Raw genomic sequence first — 21733 nt, 5'->3', positions numbered from 1 at the left:
GAGTTCACCCGAGCGTGGAGACGGATGGGCCGATGTCTCCGGGGCGCGGCCGCCAGCAGCCGCAGGGAAAGCCTATCGAGGCCGCCAAGCAGAACCCGGGAACGACACCCCGACACGGCCGGCGTGCGGGGTGCATCTCCCGTTCATCGTGTTCCGGCCCCGCTCAGCATCTCCAGCAGCCTGGTCTGCCCGGCTGCGAGCTCCTCGATCCGGCGGGACAGCTCGAGGAACTCGGCGCTCGGCATGACCCTCGCGGGGGCAGTCGTGTCGGCCTGGCCTTGGTCGGGGGTGGTGGCGGGGAGGGGGTCGGCGACGAACGACCCTTTCCACTGCATCGTGTGGACCAGCCCCTCTTCCTCGAGGACCCGCACCGCGGAGCGAACCGACATGCCCTGCTGCAGCCACCGCACGGTGCCTTACCGACGTGCATCCGCACATCTGGAGGGCATGGCCCGACCGCCGTCCTCAGCCAGACGACGGGAGACTGCACGGGCCGTAGACAGTAGGGCCGGACCGTAGCCCGGGTTCGGCGCACCGGTGCCGGGGCCACGAGCGACGACGCCGCCGCCACCTCGTCACCGTCCCGCACCGGTGCGGCCACGGTACTCATCTGCCAGGGACGACTCTGGTGACCGACGGCATAGTCGCCGCGCCGTACCTCCGCCAGCAGGCGACGCGGGTCGGCGGGCGTACGGACGTCGTCGTCCGGGCTCATAGCTGTCGATGGCGTGGTCCTGGACGAGGTCAGATGTCCCACCAGTCGAAGGAATGGGTGGGCACGTGCATGCCGCAGGCACGATCGAGGCGGACCAGTTGGCCGCGGTGGAAGATCAAGGGTTTGCGGGGGCCGCCGGCCGCGGCCAGACGCTGCACTTGGCCCACCACCGCTACGTGGTCGCCTGCAGGGAAACTGTCCTCCACGTCGCACTCGATCCAGGCCGCCGCCCCGCCGAGGCGCGGAGCCGCCTGGTCCGTCAGTTCCCAGTCGCCGGTGTTGAACCGGTTGGCCGAGCGGCCTGCGAAGGCCGCGCACACCTGTTGCTGGTCTTCGGCCAGCACGTTCACGCAGAAGTGCCCTGAGCGGATGATCGCCTGTGCGCTGGCAGACTGCCGGCCGCAGTAGAAGACCACGAGAGGCGGGTCGAGGGAGACGGAGGTGAAGCTGCCTACCGTGACGCCCACCGGGCCCTGCGGCGTCGTGGCGGTCACCACGCATACCGAGGTCGGCACATGGCCGAGTACGCGGCGGAACACCGCGGGCTCAGCCGTGGCGGCGGTCAGGTCTGTTGCGGCAAGGGCGGTTGCGGACACAGCAATCTCCAGGGGAGCGGGAGCCGGACCATGCGGCGCCTGCCGTCGCTCGCGGCGTCGGTGGCGCGGGTTTCACTCCAGTGAATCCACGGTTACCTCCGCAAGGCATTGGGCTGGGCGGCCAACTTGTGCGCACGACTTCGGGCCACGGAGTCAAGTTGTCGCCGAGCTGGTCCGGTGGCCCAACTGGCGAGACGAATTCTGCGGTCCCGGACACACGACAGCGATGCGGATCGGGCGTGGAATGCCGGTGGCGGCACCTCGCCAGGTGGGTGCCGCCACATGAGCCGCGAGACTCCGGAGGACTTATGACCACGACCACATCCGCCCCGCAGGCGACCGCCGCGTCCGCGGCGGCGCTGAAGGAGAGTGCGGCGGCACTGGTGCCCCTGCTGCGCGAGAACGCCGCCCGCACCGAAGCGGACCGCAAGGTGGCCGAGGAGAACATCGCGGCCCTGTCCGAGGCGGGGCTGTTCCGATTGACCGTGCCGCGGCGCCTTGGCGGTCACGAGGCCGGCATCAGGACCTTCCTGGAGATCACCTCCGAGCTCGCGCGCGGATGTGGTTCCACGGCCTGGGTGACAACGCTGATCAACGTCTGCAACTGGATGGTCGGCCTCTACCCCGAGCGGGCCCAGCAGGAGGTGTGGGCCGAGAACCCGGACGCACGGGTGTGCGGAGTGCTCGCCCCCAGTGCCACCAGCCGGGCCGCCGAGGGCGGACTGTTCGTCACCGGACGCTGGGGCTTCGCCTCGGGCAGCCTGCACTCTCAGTGGGCGTGCCTCGGCGTCCCCGTGGTGGACGCCTCCGGACAGCAGGTCGACCAGGGCTCCGCTCTCATCCCGATGGAGGAGCTGACGATCGAGGACACCTGGTACGTGGCCGGCATGCGGGGCACGGGCAGCAACACCCTCGTCGCCGACGAGGTCTTCGTACCCGCGCACCGCATCATGTCGGTGACCCAGGGCGTGCAGGGCACCTATCCGACCGAACGCAAGGACGAGGCGCTGTATCGCTCGGCGCTGGTTCCGGTGCTCGCGCTGGTGCTGGCGGGACCTCAGGTGGGCCTGGCGCAGGCCGGCATGGACGTGGTCACCGCCTCCCTCGCCAAGGGCAGGGGCATCTCCTACACCTTCTACGAGCGCGCCAGTGAGGCCCCGTCCACGCAGATCCAGCTGGCCGAGGCGGCCCAGCTGATCGACACCGCCCGCCTGCACATGATGCGGGCCGCGGACGACATCGACAGCTGGGCTGCCCGCGGCGAGTACATGCCGTTCGAGACGCGGGCCCGGGTGCGGATGGACACCGGCTACGTGGCCCGCCGCTCCCGTGAGGCCCTCGATCTGCTGCTGAGCATCCAGGGCGCCGGCAGCTTCGCCGAGGCCAATCCGCTGCAGCGGATCTGGCGGGACCAGGAGACGGGCAGCCGGCATGCGGTGATCAACCCGGCCATCGCCGGCGAGTTGTACGGGCGGGCGCTGCTGGGCATCGAGGAGCAGGTCACTCCCCTGATCTGAGCGGATCAGCCGGAATCGTCAGGAGCGTCGGGAAGCAACGTCATGCGAGTCAACTTCCTCCGGTCGGAGCACGGCGGGGCCCAGCGTCTGCGCGGCCTCCAGGGCGGTCATCAGCTCGGGCAGTCGGTCCGTCAGGTCGTGCCCGAGCAGTTCCTGAGCACGCTTGACCCGGTAGGTGACGGTGTTGCGCGCGACGTGCAGCTGCGCCGCGGCGACCGTCAGGCTCCGCTCGTTGCGCAGGTACAGGCGCAGCGTCCGGCGCAATTGGCCCGCGTGCCGGCTGTCCGCCGCCAGTGCCCCCAGTTCGTCACTCACGAAGCGGCGCAGGGCGGGCAGGTCGGCCGAGACCAGGGCCGCCAGCTCGACATCCGGGTAGTCGACGACCGAGTCCGTGCTGCCGGGGTTGAGCTGCATGACTCGGACCGTGTGCTGGGCGTCCTCATGCGACTGGCGGAAACCCGGCAGCCCTTGGCGTACCGAGCCGCAGGCGAAACGGATGCCTTCCTGGCACGGCAATTCACCCGGCGTGCCGGTCGGGGGCGCGGTGTGGGGTTCTCCCCACGCCCACACAGTGGTCCGGCCGGTGGGGATGACCAGGGTCGACGTGCAGCCGCGCCGGTGCAACAGTTCGGCCGCCGCCCGCTGCAGATCGCCGGCGGCGTCCGCGGTCGGGCTGTCACACCAGGCGATGACGGCGAGATGGCGGCCCTCAAGCCGGTAGGTGAGGAGCTCACTTGCGGCTTCCTGCCGTACCGGTTGACCGCCGAGAATCAAGCGGACGGTCTCCTCGCGGGCTGCGGCGCCGCTGGTGAGCCAGCGGTCGTGCTCGGCCAGGTACTCGGCGGTCATCCGCGAGGAGAACTCGTCGACAAAGCCGAAGAGCAGCTCGGAGACGCGGCGGAACTGCTCCGCGCGTACGGGCAACGGAACGATTTCCTGGCACGCGGCCATCAGGGCGTTCGTCAGCGCAGCGTGGGCGACGCGGATGCCGCGCAGCACCTTGTCCAGGCCGAGGCGCCTGCGAGCGAACTCGCGGTCTCCCAGCAGGGATTCCTCCGGGATAACCCGGTCGGCCGCAGGGTCGGCCAGCAGGAGCAGCGCGTACAGCGTCGCGGCTTCGGTCCCCATCCGGAGCGTTTCGTAGGGCGCCGGTCCGCCTCCCAGTTCGGGAACCTCGTGGATGATGACACGGGCCAGCTCGTCACCGACAGCTATGGCCCAGGCCACGGGCTGGGGGCCGAGGCGGTCGGTCGCCTCGGGGATGCTCTGGGCCGAACTGGCGGGAGTACGCGGCGCGTCCCCACGGCCGGGAGCGAGCCGGTAGATCCAGTCGGCTGGACCGGATGTGTGGTGAGCCGTCATGACGCCGCCCTTGCCGTCGTAAAGCAGCATGCGCTGCTGTGCCTTGCGGAGCTCCCGTGGTGAACGACTCGTCCTAAAGGACAAGCCGTTCTACCGGAGCCCTGCTTCCTGCGTCCGCCCCCCGCGAGATCCACAGCCGACCTTGCGATCAGGCATACCGTAACTTCACGGCCTTGCGCTAAGAAGAGTGACCTTGCCTGTGGTACAGCGCTCTGGCCGCGGGCCACCAGACAACCTCACCCGCATGCGTGCTCCGGATGAGCCGCCGGCCGCGCCGAGACACCAACGCGCCCCAGCCCGGTGCCGGCGCCCGCGGGGCGGGGAAGTCATCATGTGTCGCAATTCCTGAACTCGTCGAATGGACGGCTAGCGTGTGAGTACAACCCCCATCGAACTCTCCACCGGCCGTCCGCCGGGCCGCACCTGGACCGTGCGCCTGACCGGGCATACGGACCGGACGGGGACCGTGACCTGTACCGGAGCGTGCACGATGCCCGCCAAGTCGCGGGACATCGCCGGGCTGCGCCGATTCGCCGCCCTGCACGCCGCCTCCCACGCGAAAGCCGCCCGAGTACGGGAGCGGGCCTCGTGCCAGTGCTGGGCCCAGAGCTGCACTACCCACGAGGGCATGCGCGTCCACTGCTCCGGCAGCACCGTCCTGGTGCTGCGGCACGACCCGGCCGTCGGCTGCGTCTGGCACCTCGCCGAGGTGTGCACCGCATGCGCCAAGCTCATGACCCACACCCGCCTCGTCGCCCTCCCCGCACCATCTGCCGAACCCGCCGCCACGGCACCGGAGCAGCGTCAGTGGCAGCGGGCGGGGCGCGATGAACAGGGCGGGCCACGTGCCCCGGAGTCGGCCGCACCGGCCGGGACTCCGGTGGCGGTCGGGTTCTCCTCCCCCACACCGACCGGCGGGGACGAGCCCCAGCGTCGTACGCCCGGGCAGGCCCGCCGCGGTCAGCGACAGGGTGCTCCGCATGCTGGCAAGCGCGGTAGCCAGCGACGTTGAGCACGTCGAAGGGCCCCAGCCGGAACATCGCCTGGTGTCGGTGCCGGGTTCTGTCGCTCGTACGGGAGTTGCGCGAGCGCGATCGCGGTCAGGAGGCGGCGGCCGTCGCCTTTTCCTCATCGCCAGTGTCAGCGGCCGTCTGGGCGGTGTAGTAGACGGTCGAACCCTCCTTGACCCGCTCGACGCGGCTGCGGCCCACCAGGCGTTCGGTCGTCGTGCGCACCAAGTTGACGTTCACGTTCCGGCCCGGATGCGCCTCAGCGAGGGCCTTCGCAATCTCCTGCGCCGTACGCGGCTCGCTCTGGCCGGTCAGGTGTGTGTGGATGAGCTCGGTCAGCGCCGGGCTCTTGTCCCCGCCGGCCTTTGCCGCGGTCTTCTTTGCCGGAGCCTTCTTCGCCTCGGGCTTGGCTGTCGGTGCGGTCCTGGCTGTCTTCTTCGCGGTGGTGGTCTTCTTGGCGGTGTCCTTCTTCGCACCCCGCCGGGGTTGGGGTAGTGCGGCCGTGGTGTTGCCGAGGGCGGCGCTCATGACCTTCAGCAGCGTCTGGTCGGCTTCCAGGGTGGCAAGTTGGGCCTGCAGATCGTCGAGCTCGGCGCGGATGCGGTCCTGCTCGGCGGTGTTCTCAGCAAGGTCGACGGCAACCTTGTCGGCGTATGTGGTCTTGAGGGGGGTGGTCTCCTGCGCGGGCATATGAGGGCTCCTCTGTTGCGGGGCGTGTTGAAGGCGGACTCTACCCACCTGCGGTGTCACCGGTATGGGCCCAGATCAGGAGCAACCCGTCCGTGTGCGTAGGCAGCGGCCTGGCACGCGTTATGCGGGGCGGTCAGATGAGCCATCAAGGAGCGTACGCGAAATCAGCGACCGCAGGCTGGGCTCCTTCGCGGTCACGCAACTCGTCGTGCCCGAAAGGGAACACCTCGTAACGCGGAATCTCAGGTCGCAGTCGCCGGCGAGAGTTGCGGCGTACAAACCGGGAACGACACCTCCGACACCTACTCCGGCGAACGGTCTGCGGCCGCCGGCCTGCAGGCCCAGGTGCCGTGCCCAGTGGAGGCAGTGGAACGAGCGTCGTCCTATGACACGTTCGACGGCCCCCGGAACGTGCCGGGCTGGCGTCGCACCCTCCACCTGGGGCGTGACATCTGGATGGTGCAGGATGCCTACAACGCTCGGCTGCTCATCGACTGCCGGCCGGGGCGATTCGTCGTGACCGAGGGCAGCGACCTGCGGCAGGAGTGCTGCGAATCATCGGTCAGGGGGCCCATTCGGCTGGCCTGCCCGGAGAGAGCGGTCCAGCCGACCGCTACGGCGGGAGGACAGCGAACCGGATCACATGCAGTGTCTACCAGTTGCCGACCTACAAGTTCGTACCGGAGTTGCCCTCGTCGCTCGACGAGTTTCGCCGTTTGCCCTCGCCCTTGTCGGAAGATCTCTCCCCGGTTTCCTCCAACAGCTCCCAAAGCGCATTGTCTGCCTTCTTCCGGTCTTCCTTCGTCAGTTCAACAGGTACGTTGTTGTAGACGGTGTACCGGTCGGGGTAAGTGATGTTGGTGGTTCTCAAGGTGAACGTAAGAAGCGAACGCCAACCCTTGCGGTGGCCGACCCTGACTTGGATTCGGACCTTGTAGTCACGGGCTTCCGGTATCAACCCAGAAAACGGTGCCTCGAACTCGATGAAGAATTGTTGCGCCTCTCTGCCAGGCACAACGAATACGGCTGGCAACTTCGATTCCTCGTCCGGCCCGGGTTGGAGACGGGATGGTGACGCCTTCCACAGGAGCGGCAGATGCGAGACGGGCTCATCGGGGAAGCTCAGCATGAGGTCGTGCACGACTATCGGCTTAGCACCGGTGTTGTGAAAGACGAGCGGAAGCCGCAGGCGAACCATGGAGCCGCGGCAAATCGCTGCAAAGGACTGAGGCTCCCATGTCTCCAGGCGCCCCTGCCTGGCATTGATCCACCAGAATGAGGCAACAGTGAAGACCAGTGCACTGATCGACACAACGCTGGCAGCAGAAAGCGAAGAAGACGCATTCTGATCAACGGCGGCCATCAGCAGAAGCACACATTCAGTGTGCCACTCAGCAAGGCGAGCACGCTAACGTAGCCTGTCGAGCACCGGCAGCTTGGCAGACGCTCTCGACCTGCAGCGGCACCATTGCCGCAACCGTGGTCCCGGGCATCAGACCCTCACCCTTCGGCGAGGAGGTGCTTCCGCAGAGCGTCCGGGTCAACACACTCGGACTCTGATCCTCTCGGCACAAGTGCCTCCGTCTCGTGCACGAACCTCTTGATGTCCTGCGCCGTAGCTCGGATCAACGCCACACCGTCTGGCGGCTTGAGAATGATGTACAGAGCACCGCGGTCGCGGTCGCTAGCTGGCCATATCTGAACGTCTCCCTCGCCAACGGGGCCTTTCAGGCCATCGATCAGCAGATCGCGTCCGAAGATCCATTCCACCGTCTCGTCGCTGCCTTCCGCGGTGAACGCGACACGAACGGCGTACGGATCGCTTGGCTCGTACCGCAACCTCATGCACATGGGCAGAGACATCTCCTGCGAGACAACAAGCTGTACAGGTAGACCCTGTATCACGGTTCTCACTGACTTCATCAATTCACTCCTTGTGCCTCAGGTCATTGGAGACGTTGCGGCGGAAGCGGACGGCACGAGAGCGCTCACAGGAGCTACATCTCGTGCCGTCGCCAGGTGTCCGAGCGGTCAGCAGGAATTGGCGAAGCCACCGCTCACGGCCGGGGCATCACAGGGATGCAGGCGACCTCGCTTACCGCACGAGAGCCCTATTCGTATCAGCGGCCACTGTTGTGACCTGCGTGGCTCCCGCTGTCGCGGCCCCCACTATGACCGCCCCACGAGGAGCTTTCGCCCTGGTCACTTCCGTGGCCGTCACCACCGTTGTAGCTCACCGAGCTGTACTCGCCATCACGGCCGTCACCACCGTCGTAATCACGGCCGTCACCACCGTCGTAGCTCACCCAGCTGTACTCGCCATCACGGCCGTCACCACCGTCGTAATCACGGCCGTCACCACCGTCGTAGCTCACCCAGCTGTACTCGCCATCACGGCCGTCACCACCGTCGTAGCCCTCGACACTGACGGTGCGGTGCTGGGCATGCCCAGACGTCGACGGTGCAGCCGACGCGGTGCCCCCAGCGCCGACGACAGCTCCGCCTGCCACGGCCATGGAGGCTATGGCGACGAACACGCGCTTCTTGAAGTTACTCATGGGTTTTCTCCTTCGATAGTGAGCGACTCGTCAGCGCGACGACGCTCATGTCAGTGCTTCGCTTCGTGGGCGCTGCGCGAATGCACCGGCGTTCGCCGCTCCAGGTGGGTCGGTGGCGCTTCGTCGCGCCGCCGATGCCGAGCATTCGCTAGTCCAGCAGGACCCAGGGTTCCATACGCTGTATGGAACCACTCCCAGAGTTAACCATACGCCGTATGGAAATGCGAGTGCAAAGCGACGCCGTAGGAGGCACGTCACGTTCGGCGGCGGGCGTGACGTCGTGATGGCCAGGCCACCAGGTAGGAAACTGCGGCGGAGATCGGACCGAGGGCAGCCGTCCGTGGCAGCACCTCGGTGGCCCGCGCCCGGCCAATGTCCGGCCGATCCTTGGTTGCGCGGCCCCGACTCATCATTCGCTGGGCTAGGCGGTCCGGTAGGCGGCTTCTCTGCATGACATGCGGTTGACAGCCAGGGCAGCCGCGCCGTTCGTACGCACAGAAGGCCAGGAGTTCGCGGCCGTGAAGCACCACGGCGATCTGCGGTACCTAGGTAGCTCGGGGTGGCAGCGGGCAGCCAGCGGAGGGGCATCGACCGACGATGTCGCCGGCGAGGCAGACCCGGCTGCTGTCGCAGTCGGCGCGACGGCGAGTCTCGGTGGCAGGGGCGGCACGACCAGCCTGGCCCGGCTTCTACTCCCGCCGAGATCGGGCCCCAGGACCGGGCGCGCAGCGCTGCGTGAGTGCTGACGGTCGTGCAACCTGGTCGGCGCTCGCGTGATGGAACTTCCGGCGGTGCGGCCTTGGTAGTTGCGGTATTCCCGGTGGCACCGTTCGGGCGCAAAGGGACAGCAGAGCACGGCAACCAGAAGGTTCGGACTTCGGTGTCGGCCCCATCGCACGCCGGGGGACGATCATTGAGGTCGGGAGGCTAAGGGCTGTCCCGTAAATGATCTACGGCGCGCTCGATGGCGTGTGCCTCCTTCGTCAGCCGGCGAGGGTGAGGTTGTGCAGGCGGGCGATGCCGAGCATGGCGTGGTGGACGCCGTCGCCTTCAGACGGCAGTCCCGGAGGATCTTCTAGCTCTTCATGCGGGCGAAGGCGTGCTCGACGCGGGCGCGGCCCTTGCGGTGGGAGGTGTTGTGTTCCTCTTTCCAGGCCGGGAGTTGTGCCTGGCCGCGCTCGCGTCGGTGCGGGATGACCAGGCTGGTGCCCCGGTAGCCGCCGTCCGCGATCACCGTGGTCTTTCCGACGGCGTCCTTGGCGCCGGACAGCTCCCACGCCTTGCAGTCGTTGCGGTTGCCGGGCAGCGGCCGGCCGACGGCGACGACGAGCCGGCTGTCGGCGTCGATGACGACCTGGTGGTTGGTGGAGTACCGGTAGTTCTTCGACTGCTCGGCGATGGAGTGATCGCGGGTGGGAACCAGGGTGCCGTCCACGATCAGCACGGTGCCCTTGCGGAACCGCTTGCGCTGCTGGAGCGCGAGCGCCGGCCCGAGGTGGTCGATGATGCGGTCGGCGGCCGACTTCGACACCCCGAACAGCGGGGCCAGCTGGCGCAGCGTCAGGTTCGTGCGCCAGTACGCGGCGACCAGGAGCACGCGGTCCTCCAGCGGCAGGCTCCACGGCCGGCCCTTGCGGACCGAGTCCGCCCCTTCCCGCCGCACGGCGGTCACCAACTTGCTGAAGCAGCGCGGGCTCAACCCGGTGAAGAGACCTATCCAGACACCTCAGGGGCCTAACTCGTCAAGCCGCACGCTCGCAGCCGCTGTGTAGCCTGTCGATCTGTTCGAACGGGATGAGGAGGCCGCCGGTGGATGCCGAAGGAACGCATACTGCGATCCAGCTTCCCGAAGGGTCCTGGTGGGACTGGGACGTCGTCGCCTGGGACGGCGGGCAGCTCAGGCTCGCCGCCGGCCACGACTTGACCTACCGCCACGGCCTGGAGCTGATCTTCGGCGATCCGATCTTCGTCAGTTGTCCGTCCGGCTTTCACGATCCGGTCTTCCGATCCCCGTCGCCCGACGAGCTCCTGAAAGTCACTCGTCAGCTCGGAGAGCAGCCGCCCATCGTGGTCGCCTTCGAAGCCGACGCCGGTGGGCAGGAGCCGGTCTCGTGTCTCATCGCCGCAGAGCGCCTCGACATCGTCCAGGAATCGGTCCTGCGGTATTGGCGCGAGGATGCAGGCCCCGATCAGCGGTTCGCTCCCTGGGTGACGTCCCCAGGCCAGTAAACGCACTGCGCTATGCGGCCGCTGTGGTGACCTCGGTGGCCGGTGCTGGGAAGGCCAGTGTCTCGTCATATGGATGACGCTGCTGGAGACAGTGGTAGAGCTGGCCGATCATGCGGTTGAAGAGGTTGCGCTGGGCGGCGGCGTGCCAGTCCGCGTGGTTGTCGCGTCGTCGCCGGTAGTGGGCTTTGGCGCCGGGTGAGGCGGTGATCGCGGAGAAGGCCCAGAGGTAGCCAGCGTGGTTGAGGCGGTTGTTCTTCACCCAGCGTCGGGTGATGCTGGACTTCTTGCCGGAGGCTCGTGTGATGGGTGAGGCGCCGGCGTATGCCTTCAAGCCGCGGGCGTCGGCGAATCGTTGTCGGTCGTCGCCGATCTCGGCAAGCACGCGGGCGCCGAGCTGGGTGCCCAGGCCGGGGAAGCTGAGGATGATTTCAGCGTCTGGGTGCTGAGGAAATGCCTCTTCAACCGCCTCGGCGAGGTTGGCGGCGGTGGTGCAGGCGGCCTCCAGCTGAATCAGGAGAGCAAGCATCTGCTTGCCAAGTGCGTCCTCGACCAGCTCCGGCTGTTGGGCCCAGTCGGTCCGGAAGACCTCGCGAAGCCGTTCGGCGTCGGCTTCTCTCGTCGTCGATCGTGCCGGCCTGCCCGTCTCGGTCGCCATCTCGGCCGCCAACACCCACGACAGCCTGGCACTGCAACCCCTCGTCATGGGGATCCCGCCCGTCCGCAGCCCACACGGACCGCGGCGTCGCCGGCCGGCAAAGCTTCACGGCGACAAGGGCTACGACTACCCCTACCTGCGGCGATGGCTCCGCGAGAGGAACATCATTCCTCGCATCGCCCGACGCGGCGTCGAGAACTCACAGCGCCTGGGCCGACACCGCTGGGTTGTCGAGCGCACCATGTCCTGGCTCAGCGGATGCCGACGCCTCCACCGACGCTACGAACGCAAACCCGAGCACTTCCTGGCCTTCACCGCCATCGCCACCAGCCTCATCAACCACCGCCGACTAACCAAGTGAAACAACGTCTTATCAACCCTCGCCCTCTTCGGCTGGCTCGTCTCTTCCTCCTTTGTCGCGGCCTGAGTTGGCGGAGGCTCGGCGTGTTCGGGCGGTCGAGTTGTTCGAGGAGGATGCCTCGAATACGGAGATCGCGCGCGGTGGGTGTGTGTGCCGAGAGCGTGCGGCGATGTCGGCGGGTGTGGGAGGAAGGCGGTGCTTCGGCCCTGCGGCGGCGTGCGGCCACCGGCCGACCGCCCAAGCTGGACGATGCCCAGGTCGAGACGGTCCGGGCCGCATTGGAACAAGGTGCTCAGGCTCATGGTTTCGAGGCTGACCTGTGGACATTGGAGCGAGTCGGCGCGGTCGTGGAGCGGGCGACGGGGGTGTGTCTGTCGAGGGCGTCCGTGTGGCGGCTGCTGACCGGCCGGCTCGGGTGGAGTCTGCAGCGGCCCGAGCGGCGGGCGGTCGAGCGGGATGAGTCGGAGATCGCCCGGTGGGTCGCGCATGAGTGGCCGCGGATCAAAAGGGGGCGGTGAACACACGTGCCTGGATCGTCTTCCTCGACGAATCGGGCGTCTCCCTGCTCCCTCAGATCCGCCGCACCTACTCGCCCCGAGGTCGGACGCCGCTGCTGCGGCACCGCCTGAACTGGAAGCGGGCCTCGATGGCCGGGGCCCTGGGCTACCACTCCACCGACCCCGATCGCGGGGCCCGCCTGTGTTTCCATCTCAAGCCCGGCAGCTACGACACCGCCGGGCTGATCGAGGTCCTGGAGCAGATGAAGGTGTTCTACCGCGGCGAGCGGGTGGTCTTGGTCTGGGACGGCCTGTCCGCCCACTGGAGCCGGGCGATGCGGGCCTGGGTCGCCGAACAGGACTGGCTGACCATGGAACGATTACCCGCCTACGCTCCCGAGCTGAACCCGGTGGAACTGCTCTGGTCTTCGCTCAAGAAGCGTGAACTCGCCAACCTCGCCGGCGACCACCTCGCCGATGTCGCCGACGCCACCGAACAAGGCATCCACCGCATCAACAACAACCCCCAACTCCCATGGTCCTTCCTCACCCACACCGGCCTGACCATCCACCCACCACACCCACCGAACTTACGAAAAAAGTTCAGTAGGAGCTCTCTTTCGGATCACTGAGCCTTTCAACGTGGCCACCGATCGAGTGACGCCGGGGTCATGCGGTGGGTGTACGCAACGGACAGGGCTCCAGTGCCGTTGAGAGAGGTGTTCGACGTCTCAACCCAGCAGCACAGGAGCCCTGTTGGTTCCGTATCCTGCCGCACTCGACCTGCCTCACGCTCTGGTCGAGTGGGTCACGATGCTCATCGTCACCCGCGAGGGTGACCGGCGGCGAAAGCTCCCGCCGCACCGGCGTGCGCTCGTCGCACTCGTGTACCTGCGCCGCCACGACACCCTCGCCCGCATCGCGGCCGGCTTCGGCACATCCGTCGGCACCGCCCACGCCTACGTCACCGCCGTCACCGGCCTGCTCGCCGACCGCACACCCGCCCTGCTGAAGACGCTGCGCGACCACGAACCGGACTTCGTCCTCCTCGACGGCACCCTCGCCGAGTGCGACCGGGTCGGCGACAACCGAAGCGACTACTCCGCCAAGCACCGCCGCCACGGCGTCAACATCCAGGTCGTCACCGATCCCGCCGGGAAAGTGCTGTGGATCTCACCCGCCCTGCCGGGCCGCACCCACGACCTGACCGCCGCCCGCACCCAGCGCATCATCCGGATCTGCCAACGCCAGCGCGTCCCCATCCTCGCCGACCGCGCCTACACCGGCGCCGGCCCCTGGGTCACCACCGGCCTCAAACGCCCGCCCGGCGGTGAACTCACCCCCACCCAACGCACCCTCAACCGCGCCCTCGCCCAAGCACGAGCCCCCGTCGAACGTGGCATAGCACGACTGAAGTCCTGGCAGATCTTCCGCAGATCCCGCACCAGCCCCAACCGCATGACCGTCAGCGCCAAAGCCATCCTCACCCTGGAGAGGCAACGCTGAAAACGCTCACTCATGGCGGTTCGATCTCAGGGCCTGCTGAGTCCGAAGGAACTGCTGCCTGCGACGATGCGCTGGTGAGCTATGACCCTGCGGTAAGGGACGGCGACCATCCACTCGACGACGACCAAGCGGGCTCGACCTACGACGAGCTCTACGAGCGCTTGGAGTCGGACGATGTTGTCGTACTCCGGTGCCACGCATCGTCGCCTACGTGGAAGCCCTCGTCGCGCGATACCCGGACGACGAGCGCGGTGTCGTATGGGCGTCACCGCCGGTCCTCGAGGAGGCATCGGGGCCGATGGAGTACCTGCTCATGTCCTATAGCAAGGCTGAGGAGGTGTCCGAGTAGGCCGCTGCGCTGAGATGGTCCAGCGTGCCGAGGGAGGGGTGAAGGGGCACAAGCGCGGCGACGTCCGCAGAGCGGTCGAAGACCGCGCCTGAGGCAATGGCCGACGGAATCGAGAAGAGTCGGCTGAACCGATGGCGCCTGATCGGCGCCCAAGAGTGGATGCACGCGTGCGAGGCATTCGTGGTTGGCGGCCGCGGTCGGGACATCGCAGTCGCCTCGAGCAGGGGCTGGGCGCCGGTAGTCAGGAGAGCATGAGTACCGGCGCCCGCAGTATGGCCCTGCTGACCTTTACGCCGACTGCTCGCGAGCTGCTCGGACGTCAGATTCCGCGTGAAAAGGGGCCGGCAGTTCCGTCACGCCCATGCGACTGCGTCCTCGACGGGCACGCGGGGCAGCCGCGGGAACCACGGGTCGACACCGGGGTGACCGATGTTGACCACCAGGTGTGACCGCCAGCTGGTACCGGCGAAGAACTCCTCGTCCACGCCGGCCCGGTCGAAGCCCGCCATGGGACCGGCAGCCAGCCCTCCTGCGCGCACCGCGAGCAGGAAGACTCCGGTCTGCAGTGCCGAGTTGTAGGCGGCAAGGCTCTCGCGCTTTACGGTCTGGTCGGCGAAAGCCGCTCGCAGCATGTCGCCGCGGGCGGGAAAGACTGTCGGCATCTGCTCGTGGAAGTCGACGTCGTACGCCAGGATCGCCACGGCGGGCGCACTGAGCGTCTTGGCCCTGTTGCCCTCGTCGAGATGCCGGCTCAGTCGCTCCTTGCCCGCGTGGGTGCGGACGAAGAGCACGCGCAGAGGCTGGCCGTTGGCGGCGCTCGGCGACCAGCGGGCGAGTTCCCAGATCGTGGCGAGTTCGTCGTCGGCAACGGGCGTCGCGGCAAAGGCGTTTGCGGTGCGCGCCTCGGTGAACAGCACCTTTCGCCCGGCGTCGTCGAGGACGTCGAGGGCCTGCGGTTCGCGGTCGATCATGCTCATGGTTCTCTCTTACTTCGTTTGTGCGGATGGTCTGGTGCCGGGCGGGGTGACCGCCCTGACACCATGCGGTGGGGACGGGGGTAGCGCAGCCGGGCGGCGCACAAGGATTCAATGCTGTCACCTGTGCCCCCTGGCCGACGTCATGTGTGGTGTGCTGACCGCTTGTTCCGCTCCGCGCCCAGGCGGGCGAAGTAGGCGATCAGGTCGGGGGCGTCGACCGCCGAAGGGCTGAGCACCCGCTCGGCGGGGGCACCCTGGAGGAGGCGTTTGACGGGGACCTCGAGCTTCTTGCCGGTCTTCGTGTGCGGAATGGCCGGAACGGCGAGAATCTCGTCGGGTACGTGGCGGGGTGAGGCGCCGGCGCGGATCGCTTCGCTGATCCGCTCGCGCAGGTCGTCGTCGAGGGTGACACCGGGTGCGGGGACGACGAAGAGCGGCATCCAGTAGCCGCCGTCGGGCTCCTCCGCGCCGATGACGAGGGCCTCGGTGATTTCGGGGAGGCGTTCGACGATGTCATGGATGTCGGCACTGCCCAGGCGTACACCGTTGCGGTTGAGGGTGGCGTCGGAGCGGCCGTGGACGATCACCGAGCCGTGAGAGGTGAGGGTGATCCAGTCGCCGTGCCGCCACACACCGGGATAAGCGCCGAAGTAGGCGTCGCGGTAGCGGCTGCCGTCGGTGTCGTTCCAGAAGTACAGCGGCATGGACGGCATGGGCCGGGTGACGACCAGTTCGCCCACCTGATCGAGGACGGGGGTGCCAGTCGCGTCGTAGGCGGCCAACGCCACGCCCAGGCTGGGGGCGGACAGCTCCCCTGCCCAGACGCGGGTGGTGGAGGCGCTGCCGGCGAAGCCGGAGACGACGTCCGTGCCACCGCTGGTGGAGGCCAGCTGGACGTCGGCTCCCACATGGTCACGGACCCAGGGGTAGGCAGAGGCAGGCAGAGCAGAGCCGGTGCAGCCGACGACGCGGATGGCCGACAGGTCGTGCTTGGAGGGTTCGATGCCCAGCTTGGCCATGGCCAGGAGGTACTGAGGACTGGTGCCGAAGACGGTGACCTTGTGGCGGGCAGCCAGCTCCCACATGACGTCCGGGCGCGCTAGCGGCGCTGGGCTGCCGTCATACGTGCAGGTGGTGGCACCAGTCAGCAGGGTGGAGACGACCAGATTCCACATCATCCAGTGGGTCGTGGTGTACCACAGCAGGCGGTCCCCGGTGCTCAGATCAGTGTGCAGGCCGAGCATCTTGAAGTGTTCGAGCAGGACCCCGCCGTGCCCGTGGACGATGCCCTTGGGCAGTCCGGTGGTGCCGGAAGAGAAGACGACCCACAGGGGGTGGTCGAACGGTACTGGGGCGAAGGTGAGGTCCTCGGTGCGGGTGGCCGCGTCCTCCCAGGGAACCGTCAGCCCTGATTCCCCCACCTCGGGCCACGCAAGCCCCAGGTGGTCCACGAGCACCGTGGCCTTCAGCGTCGGCAGGGCGGCGGCCAGTTCGAGCGAGGCGGCACGGCGGTCGTGTGTGGCGCCGTTGAAGCGGTAGCCGTCCGCCGTGACGAGCACCGTGGGTTCGAGTTGGGCGAAGCGGTCGGCGGCGGCCTTGGGTACATAGTCCTGGCCGCACACCGACCACACCGCGCCCAGGCTGGCGGTGGCGAGGAAGGCAATGACGGCGTGGGGGGTGTTGGGCAGGTAACCCACCACCCTGTCGCCCTGTCCGACGCCCAGGTCGCGCAGAGTGGCTGCTACGGATGCGACCCGGGTCTGCAGCTGCTGGCCCGTGATCTCGTATCCGGATCCGGTTTCGTCCAGCGCGGTGATCGCAGGGGCTGCCGCCTGCAGGTTGCGCAGCGCGTGATGTGCGTAGTTGAGGGTGGCGCCGGTGAACCAGCGGGCACCCGGCATCCGCTCGACGGCCAGCACCCGCTCGTATGGTGTCGCTGCCTCGATGTCGAAGTACTTCCAGAGAGCGCCCCAGAACCCTTCGAGGTCGGTGACGGACCAGCGGTACAGGGCTTGGTAGTCGGTGGGGTCGGGGGCCTCCTCGGCGCCTTGGTGCCGGGCCGCCCATCGGGCAAAGTCCGCGATGCGGCTGCGGGCGGCCAACTTCGGGTCGGGAGTGAAGAAGGGTTCCGGATGCGGCATGGGGTGCGGGGTGCTCATGCTGTGGTGCTCCTCGGCAGAGGGACGTGCCGGACATCGGCGGGACGGCGGGCCGTGTGCAGCAAGGGAGCCCAGGCGGCGGTGTCCGTGAAGTCGCCGGTGCCGGCCGGGACGGTGTCCATCACGACGCGGTCGGGGCGCAGCAGGACGGCGTCGGCCCGGCCGCGGGCCAGCCAGGCGGCCACGGTGCCTTCGTCGTCCAGGTCGTCGACACGGATGGTGCGTGCGCCGAGTGCCGCGGCCACGGCCCTCATCTGCGCAGTGGGCGGCACAGTGGTCAGTATGGTGAAGGAGTCTCCGAGGAGGTCATCAAGGCGCACTCGCCTACCCTCGTGCCGCACCCAGGGCTGCGGGGAGAAGGTGCCGGCCAGCGTGCGGCCGGTCAGCTTGGGGCGGCGCCGTACCAGCGGGCCGGCGGTCAGGGCGGGGCTGAGGTCGCGGCTCACCGCCGCGGTCACGCCGGGAAGGCGGCAGGCTGCGCCCACGATTGCCCGGCGCACCGCCGCACCGCGGTCCTGTCCGCCGGTCATGGCCCAGCCGATGGCGACCGCGAGGCGGATCACGTGGCGGGCGTGTGGCTTGCGCTCTCGCTCGTAGGTGTCCAGCAGTTCCTCGTCCGCGCCCTGTTGGAGGACGTGAGCGAGTTTCCAGGTGAGGTTCCGGGCATCGCGCAGGCCCGCGCACAGGCCCTGCCCGATGAAGGGCGGGGTGAGGTGGGCGGCGTCGCCCAGGAGGAAGACGCGTCCTCGGCGCCACCGGTCTGCGAGGCGGGCGCGGAAGGTGTACTGAGCCTGGCGGATCACCTCGAAGTCGTCGCCCAGGGAAGGGTCGGACGGCAGGTTCACCCAGGGGGCAACCAGCTCGCGCAAGCGCTCCCATCCGGCCGGGCCGTCCAGGGGCTGATCGTCGGGCAGGCGGAACTCCCAGCGGTAGCGGTCTTCGCCGACGCGCATGAACGTGGCAGGCCGGGTGGGGCAGCAGATCTGCTCGGCGCCTTCCCAGGTGCGCACCTGGCGGCTGGTGCGCACGTCGATGACTCGCCAGCTCTCCTCGAAGTGCAGGTCCTCCCATGCGGCGCCGATGGCATCGCGTGTGATGCTGCCTGCGCCGTCGCAGCCCAGGACGGCGTCGGCCCACAGGTGCTCCTCGTGGTCGCTGCCGTCGCGGCGGAAGGTGACCCGGACCGGACCGGTCGAAGCGTCGGGGTCGTTGGTGTCCGGAGTGACGGACAGGACCTCCACCCCGCCCAGCAGCTCGCACTCAGGGCGGTCCGCCAAGGCGTCGCGCAGCAGGCGTTCCAGCTCGGGCTGGTCGAACATGCTGGTCTGCGGGAAGCCGTGATGTCCTTGCGAGGTCCGTGCGAATTCGGCGATGACGCGGTGTCGGGCGTCCAGCAGCCGTAGCCCGCGTGCCGGGCGGGCGAGGGCGGCGAACTCCTCGTGGACGCCGACGCTCTGCAGGATCCGGCGGATCTCGTCGTCCACGACAACGGCGCGTGGCAAGGGGTAGACGTCGTGGTGGCGTTCCATGACGATGCTGGGCACTCCGTGCCGGGCGAGCATGAGGGCAGCTGTGACCCCCACGGGTCCCGCACCGATGATCACCACAGGTGTCCGGGATGCGCCGCTCACGGGGCGCCCGTCACAGAGGTCCGCTGCTCTCCGAGGTCGATTCGCCCGTCCCCGGTGGCGATCGTGGCGGTGATGACGTCACCGTTGCGCAGGTAGAGGGGGTTCTTGGCCTGGCCCTTGAAGAACGCCTTCCACCTCATCGCGGGCGGCAGCAACGCACTGATCTTCGCGATCGGCTTGGGCGGAGCCTTCAGGGCCGTGCCGCCGGGGGTGCCGGTCAGCAGCAGGTCGCCCGGGTCGAGGGTCTGGAAGCGCGCGAGCAGGGTGAGGGCCTGCGCGGGTCGTACGATCATGTCGGCGAGGGTGCGGTCCTGGCGGGGGGCGCCGTTGACCGACAGCTGCAGTCGCAGGTTGAGCAGGTGGGCGAAGTCGTCGGGTTCCAGCAGGGCCAGGTACGGGCCGGTCGGTGTGAAGGTCGGGTAGGACTTGCTCTCGTAGAACTGGGTCTTGGTCAGCTGGACGTCGCGGGCGCTGACGTCGTTGGTAAGGACGAGGCCGGCGACGTAACGCGGCAAGTCCTCCTCCTCCACGACCGTGCCCACGGGCAGAGGTGCGCCCATGACGAGGCCGAGTTCCACCTCGTAGTCGAGGAACTCCACGTGAGCGGGGCGGACAACCGCGTCGTGGGGGCCGCTGACGGATCCGGATGCCTTGCGGAAGAAGGTGGCCGGGATGTCGCCGGTGAAGCCCGAATCCTTGGCATGGCTGCGGTAGTTGACCATCTGGGCGACCACCCGGCAGGGGGTGGTGACCGGAGGCAGCACTACCAGGTCGGCGACGGGCGTGCCCCTCTCGGCGGAGGAAGCGGCCTCGCGGACCGCGTCCCGGTCGGCGAGCAGATCGGCGGTGGTGACCGCTTTCGTGTCGATGCGGACGGCTCGCTCGGCCCGGACGACCCACCAGCCGTCGGTGGTGCGCAAAACGTTGGTGCTCATGAGCTCATCGCTTTCATCAGGCCCAGCAGGCGGGCGGGGTCGAGTTCGTTGTCGCCGCGCAGGGCCGCGATGACCTCGCGGAGCTTGGCGGGAGACGGGCTGGTGCCCAGGAAGTCACGGGTGACCGGCGGGCCCCACTGGGCCAGGCCGCTTGCCGACATCGGTGCCCAGCCGGGCTCCAGGTCGCAGGAGAAGAGGTCGCCGTCGGCGAAGTGCTCCAGCATGAAGTGGTCGGGGTCGCGCCAGTAGTCGAAAATCTGGCTGCCCTGGATGTGCCGGCCGATCCCCCAACTGCGTTTGTAGCCGCGCTCGGCCAGGTACTCACCGCCGGCGCCGATCGCGTCGAGGTCGGTGACCTGGTAGGCGGAATGGACGTATCCGGCGCCCGGCCCCAGATGCAGTGCCAGCGTGTGGTGATCTACGGCCAGGCCGCCCTGGTCGCAGCGGATGAACGCCATCGTCGGCCCGCGGTCGCGCTGCCCGTCGAGGAACAGGAAGTCAGACACGATCATCCCGAGGGTGTCCAGGTACCAGTCCAGGGTGCGGGCGAACACCTGTGTCTCCAGGACCACATGCCCCAGGCGTTGGATACGGGACGGTTCGCGGGGCGGGCGCTGGGTGGCGTTCGTACGACGGTGATCGGAACCGAAGTTGAGGATCAGCGCTTGCTGCTCGGGCAGCGCGGGCAGTTGTTCGGCGCAGTGCACGACCCGGACCGGCAGGCCCGAGGGATCGAGCAGCGCGACCGACTGCCCACCGCCCGGCACGCCGATGTCCCGGACCGTACTGCCAGTGGCGCGGGCCAGGCGGTCCAGGTCGGTCCGTTCGGCCGCGCGGAACGCCGGGCCGATGAAGCGGGACGCAGGCCCCTTGCGGATCACCATGCACGGCGATCCCGCGAACGTGCCCCGCAGCCACAGCTCGTCCTCAGTCCGGGCAGCGATCCCGAAGCCGAAGTCACGCGCGAACACCTCGGCCCGGCCCAAGTCAGGCTTCTCGAACTCCAGCCAGGCCAGGTCCGCCACCTTGATCACGGGATTCCGGGCGCGGCCGGGGTGCTCTCCGCGCAGGGCGCCCTGCTCGCTGTGGAGATCTTGGTGGGGCGTCTGAGGATCGGCCCTGTTCACGGGCGTTTCGGACATGGTGACCTCCAAGCAACATTGCCGTAATGAGGAAATCATCAACTTTGCTGATACTCATCGTCAATAGGCTGGGCCCAAATAGTTGATGATCTCATCACTTATGGCAGACTCATCGCGAGGCTTGTTACACTTCCCCGTATGCCGACGTCAGCCCCACCAATGAACCGCTTCGAGCGGCGCCGCGCCGAGACCCGTCAGGCACTCGTCCGCGCGGCCCGGCAGATCCTCGCGGAGACCGGGGACACCAGCGCCAGCATCCAGATGATCGCCGACCGCGCTGATGTCGGCTTCGGCTCCTTCTACAACCACTTCGAGTCGAAGACGGACCTATTCGACGCCGCGGTGACGGACGCACTGGAGGAGTTCGGCCAGGTCATCGACGAGCGCACAGCGTGGATCGAGGATTCGGCAGAGCTTGTCGCGGCAAGCTTCCGGCTCACCGCCCAGATGGCCGACTCACATCCGGAACTTATGCGGATCCTGCGTGATCGCGGTCTGGCCCAAATTCACTCCGACCGCGGACTCGCGCCGAGAGCCCTGCGCGACCTGGAACGCGGCATCGCCGCAGGCCGCTTCGACTGCATCGACCCGACCACGGCGTTGTCCGCCATGGGCGGGACCCTGCTGGCCCTCGTGGCGCTGAGGCTGGACCGCCCCGACCTCGACGGTGAAGAGGCAGCCTCGGACCTAGCCGAGATGGTCCTGCGCATGCTGGGCGTCCCGCCCGATGACGCCCACCAGGTGACCCGGCGGCCCCTGCCCGACCTCGGATAGGCCTTCTGGCGCCGGTTCCGGAGCCCACATCCGCAGGTAGCTCCTGAGCTCCTCGTCGGTGGCGAAAATG

The 21733-nt window shown here is 68.2% G+C and carries 20 protein-coding genes and 3 pseudogenes; 9 read left to right on the top strand and 14 right to left on the bottom strand.

What is annotated here, in order from left to right:
* Window positions 1–143 precede the first annotated feature (143 nt).
* Window positions 144–389 (bottom strand): hypothetical protein, encoded by a 246-nt coding sequence (locus RPQ07_RS37195; protein WP_313948679.1) that lies wholly within the window; start codon window positions 387–389, stop codon window positions 144–146.
* Window positions 390–744: 355 nt separating this feature from the next.
* Window positions 745–1311, bottom strand: coding sequence for a flavin reductase family protein (locus RPQ07_RS37190; RefSeq protein ID WP_313948678.1), 567 nt, complete (start codon window positions 1309–1311; stop codon window positions 745–747).
* A 308-nt stretch (window positions 1312–1619) separates the two neighbouring features.
* Here RPQ07_RS37190 and RPQ07_RS37185 point away from each other — a divergent pair, with 308 nt between their 5' ends.
* A complete protein-coding gene (locus RPQ07_RS37185) occupies window positions 1620–2828 on the top strand; it encodes an acyl-CoA dehydrogenase family protein (protein ID WP_313948677.1) in 1209 nt (402 codons plus the stop codon).
* Between the two features lie 18 nt (window positions 2829–2846).
* Here the strand turns inward: RPQ07_RS37185 and RPQ07_RS37180 are convergent, their stop codons facing one another.
* Window positions 2847–4220 (bottom strand): PucR family transcriptional regulator, encoded by a 1374-nt coding sequence (locus RPQ07_RS37180; RefSeq protein WP_313948676.1) that lies wholly within the window; start codon window positions 4218–4220, stop codon window positions 2847–2849.
* A gap of 343 nt (window positions 4221–4563) precedes the next feature.
* On the opposite strand from RPQ07_RS37180, the gene RPQ07_RS37175 reads away from it, so the two are divergent.
* Complete coding sequence (locus tag RPQ07_RS37175; protein WP_313948675.1) at window positions 4564–5202, top strand: hypothetical protein; 639 nt, start codon at window positions 4564–4566, stop codon at window positions 5200–5202.
* 88 nt (window positions 5203–5290) lie between these two features.
* On the opposite strand, the gene RPQ07_RS37170 is transcribed toward RPQ07_RS37175, so the two are convergent.
* The 5 genes and pseudogenes from RPQ07_RS37170 to RPQ07_RS37150 form a co-directional block, all read right to left on the bottom strand.
* Window positions 5291–5890: a hypothetical protein gene (locus tag RPQ07_RS37170; RefSeq protein ID WP_313948674.1), complete on the bottom strand. Its 600-nt coding sequence runs from the start codon at window positions 5888–5890 to the stop codon at window positions 5291–5293.
* Window positions 5891–6557: 667 nt separating this feature from the next.
* Window positions 6558–7265: a hypothetical protein gene (locus tag RPQ07_RS37165; RefSeq protein WP_313948673.1), complete on the bottom strand. Its 708-nt coding sequence runs from the start codon at window positions 7263–7265 to the stop codon at window positions 6558–6560.
* Window positions 7266–7390: 125 nt separating this feature from the next.
* On the bottom strand, window positions 7391–7813 hold the full coding sequence (locus tag RPQ07_RS37160) for an SsgA family sporulation/cell division regulator (RefSeq protein WP_313948672.1): 423 nt from the start codon (window positions 7811–7813) through the stop codon (window positions 7391–7393).
* 197 nt (window positions 7814–8010) lie between these two features.
* Entirely contained in the window at window positions 8011–8448 is a 438-nt protein-coding gene (locus tag RPQ07_RS37155) for a hypothetical protein (protein ID WP_313948671.1), read from the bottom strand.
* A 983-nt stretch (window positions 8449–9431) separates the two neighbouring features.
* Window positions 9432–10165 (bottom strand): annotated as a pseudogene (locus RPQ07_RS37150) (transposase).
* Between the two features lie 92 nt (window positions 10166–10257).
* On the opposite strand from RPQ07_RS37150, the gene RPQ07_RS37145 reads away from it, so the two are divergent.
* Window positions 10258–10677 carry a hypothetical protein gene (locus RPQ07_RS37145; protein ID WP_313948670.1) on the top strand — a complete coding sequence of 140 codons (420 nt, stop codon included), beginning with the start codon at window positions 10258–10260 and terminating at the stop codon, window positions 10675–10677.
* Between the two features lie 10 nt (window positions 10678–10687).
* Here the strand turns inward: RPQ07_RS37145 and RPQ07_RS37140 are convergent.
* Window positions 10688–11362 (bottom strand): annotated as a pseudogene (locus RPQ07_RS37140) (transposase); the annotation flags it as partial.
* Between RPQ07_RS37140 and RPQ07_RS37135 the strand changes: the two are divergent.
* The 5 genes and pseudogenes from RPQ07_RS37135 to RPQ07_RS37120 all read left to right on the top strand — a co-directional run.
* Window positions 11289–11693 (top strand): annotated as a pseudogene (locus RPQ07_RS37135) (IS5 family transposase); the annotation flags it as partial. The pseudogenes RPQ07_RS37140 and RPQ07_RS37135 overlap by 74 nt on opposite strands.
* The gene (locus RPQ07_RS37895; RefSeq protein WP_413777816.1) at window positions 11591–12211 is read left to right on the top strand and encodes a winged helix-turn-helix domain-containing protein; all 621 of its coding nucleotides are present in this window, start codon (window positions 11591–11593) and stop codon (window positions 12209–12211) included. The pseudogene RPQ07_RS37135 and the gene RPQ07_RS37895, both read left to right, overlap by 103 nt.
* Complete coding sequence (locus RPQ07_RS37130; RefSeq protein WP_313948669.1) at window positions 12208–12822, top strand: transposase; 615 nt, start codon at window positions 12208–12210, stop codon at window positions 12820–12822. Before RPQ07_RS37895 ends, RPQ07_RS37130 begins: the two co-directional genes overlap by 4 nt.
* A 124-nt stretch (window positions 12823–12946) precedes the next feature.
* Window positions 12947–13696 (top strand): transposase family protein, encoded by a 750-nt coding sequence (locus RPQ07_RS37125; protein WP_313948668.1) that lies wholly within the window; start codon window positions 12947–12949, stop codon window positions 13694–13696.
* Between the two features lie 190 nt (window positions 13697–13886).
* Window positions 13887–14045 carry a hypothetical protein gene (locus RPQ07_RS37120; RefSeq protein ID WP_313948667.1) on the top strand — a complete coding sequence of 53 codons (159 nt, stop codon included), beginning with the start codon at window positions 13887–13889 and terminating at the stop codon, window positions 14043–14045.
* Between the two features lie 353 nt (window positions 14046–14398).
* Here the strand turns inward: RPQ07_RS37120 and RPQ07_RS37115 are convergent, their stop codons facing one another.
* From RPQ07_RS37115 to RPQ07_RS37095, 5 genes are all read right to left on the bottom strand, one after another.
* Window positions 14399–15022 (bottom strand): malonic semialdehyde reductase, encoded by a 624-nt coding sequence (locus RPQ07_RS37115; RefSeq protein ID WP_313948666.1) that lies wholly within the window; start codon window positions 15020–15022, stop codon window positions 14399–14401.
* 140 nt (window positions 15023–15162) lie between these two features.
* The gene (locus RPQ07_RS37110) at window positions 15163–17181 is read right to left on the bottom strand and encodes an acetoacetate--CoA ligase (RefSeq protein WP_313948665.1); all 2019 of its coding nucleotides are present in this window, start codon (window positions 17179–17181) and stop codon (window positions 15163–15165) included.
* Window positions 17178–18812: a bifunctional 3-(3-hydroxy-phenyl)propionate/3-hydroxycinnamic acid hydroxylase gene (locus RPQ07_RS37105; protein ID WP_313948664.1), complete on the bottom strand. Its 1635-nt coding sequence runs from the start codon at window positions 18810–18812 to the stop codon at window positions 17178–17180. Before RPQ07_RS37105 ends, RPQ07_RS37110 begins: the two co-directional genes overlap by 4 nt.
* Window positions 18809–19747 (bottom strand): fumarylacetoacetate hydrolase family protein, encoded by a 939-nt coding sequence (locus RPQ07_RS37100; RefSeq protein ID WP_313948663.1) that lies wholly within the window; start codon window positions 19745–19747, stop codon window positions 18809–18811. Before RPQ07_RS37100 ends, RPQ07_RS37105 begins: the two co-directional genes overlap by 4 nt.
* Window positions 19744–20889, bottom strand: a complete 1146-nt coding sequence (locus RPQ07_RS37095) for a VOC family protein (RefSeq protein ID WP_313948662.1) — start codon at window positions 20887–20889, stop codon at window positions 19744–19746. Before RPQ07_RS37095 ends, RPQ07_RS37100 begins: the two co-directional genes overlap by 4 nt.
* 138 nt (window positions 20890–21027) lie before the next feature.
* On the opposite strand from RPQ07_RS37095, the gene RPQ07_RS37090 reads away from it, so the two are divergent.
* On the top strand, window positions 21028–21663 hold the full coding sequence (locus RPQ07_RS37090) for a TetR/AcrR family transcriptional regulator (RefSeq protein ID WP_313948661.1): 636 nt from the start codon (window positions 21028–21030) through the stop codon (window positions 21661–21663).
* The last annotated feature ends 70 nt before the right edge of the window (window positions 21664–21733 follow it).

It is taken from the genome of Streptomyces sp. AM8-1-1, assembly GCF_032229325.1.
Classification (GTDB): Bacteria; Actinomycetota; Actinomycetes; order Streptomycetales; family Streptomycetaceae; genus Streptomyces; species Streptomyces achmelvichensis.
Note: the sequence above shows the minus strand (reverse complement) of the source record. Positions and strands in the feature narration are given on the sequence as shown.

Bases quoted from the DNA above. Each gene is read 5' to 3' on its own strand.
- RPQ07_RS37115 (WP_313948666.1), bottom strand. From the start codon at position 15,022: ATGAGCATGATCGACCGCGAACCGCAGGCCCTCGACGTCCTCGACGAC.
- RPQ07_RS37180 (WP_313948676.1), bottom strand. From the start codon at position 4,220: ATGCTGCTTTACGACGGCAAGGGCGGCGTCATGACGGCTCACCACACA.
- RPQ07_RS37170 (WP_313948674.1), bottom strand. From the start codon at position 5,890: ATGCCCGCGCAGGAGACCACCCCCCTCAAGACCACATACGCCGACAAG.
- RPQ07_RS37155 (WP_313948671.1), bottom strand. From the start codon at position 8,448: ATGAGTAACTTCAAGAAGCGCGTGTTCGTCGCCATAGCCTCCATGGCC.
- RPQ07_RS37090 (WP_313948661.1), top strand. From the start codon at position 21,028: ATGCCGACGTCAGCCCCACCAATGAACCGCTTCGAGCGGCGCCGCGCC.
- RPQ07_RS37160 (WP_313948672.1), bottom strand. From the start codon at position 7,813: ATGAAGTCAGTGAGAACCGTGATACAGGGTCTACCTGTACAGCTTGTT.
- RPQ07_RS37110 (WP_313948665.1), bottom strand. From the start codon at position 17,181: ATGAGCACCCCGCACCCCATGCCGCATCCGGAACCCTTCTTCACTCCC.
- RPQ07_RS37185 (WP_313948677.1), top strand. From the start codon at position 1,620: ATGACCACGACCACATCCGCCCCGCAGGCGACCGCCGCGTCCGCGGCG.
- RPQ07_RS37195 (WP_313948679.1), bottom strand. From the start codon at position 389: ATGTCGGTTCGCTCCGCGGTGCGGGTCCTCGAGGAAGAGGGGCTGGTC.
- RPQ07_RS37100 (WP_313948663.1), bottom strand. From the start codon at position 19,747: ATGAGCACCAACGTTTTGCGCACCACCGACGGCTGGTGGGTCGTCCGG.
- RPQ07_RS37095 (WP_313948662.1), bottom strand. From the start codon at position 20,889: ATGTCCGAAACGCCCGTGAACAGGGCCGATCCTCAGACGCCCCACCAA.
- RPQ07_RS37895 (WP_413777816.1), top strand. From the start codon at position 11,591: ATGCCGACGCCTCCACCGACGCTACGAACGCAAACCCGAGCACTTCCT.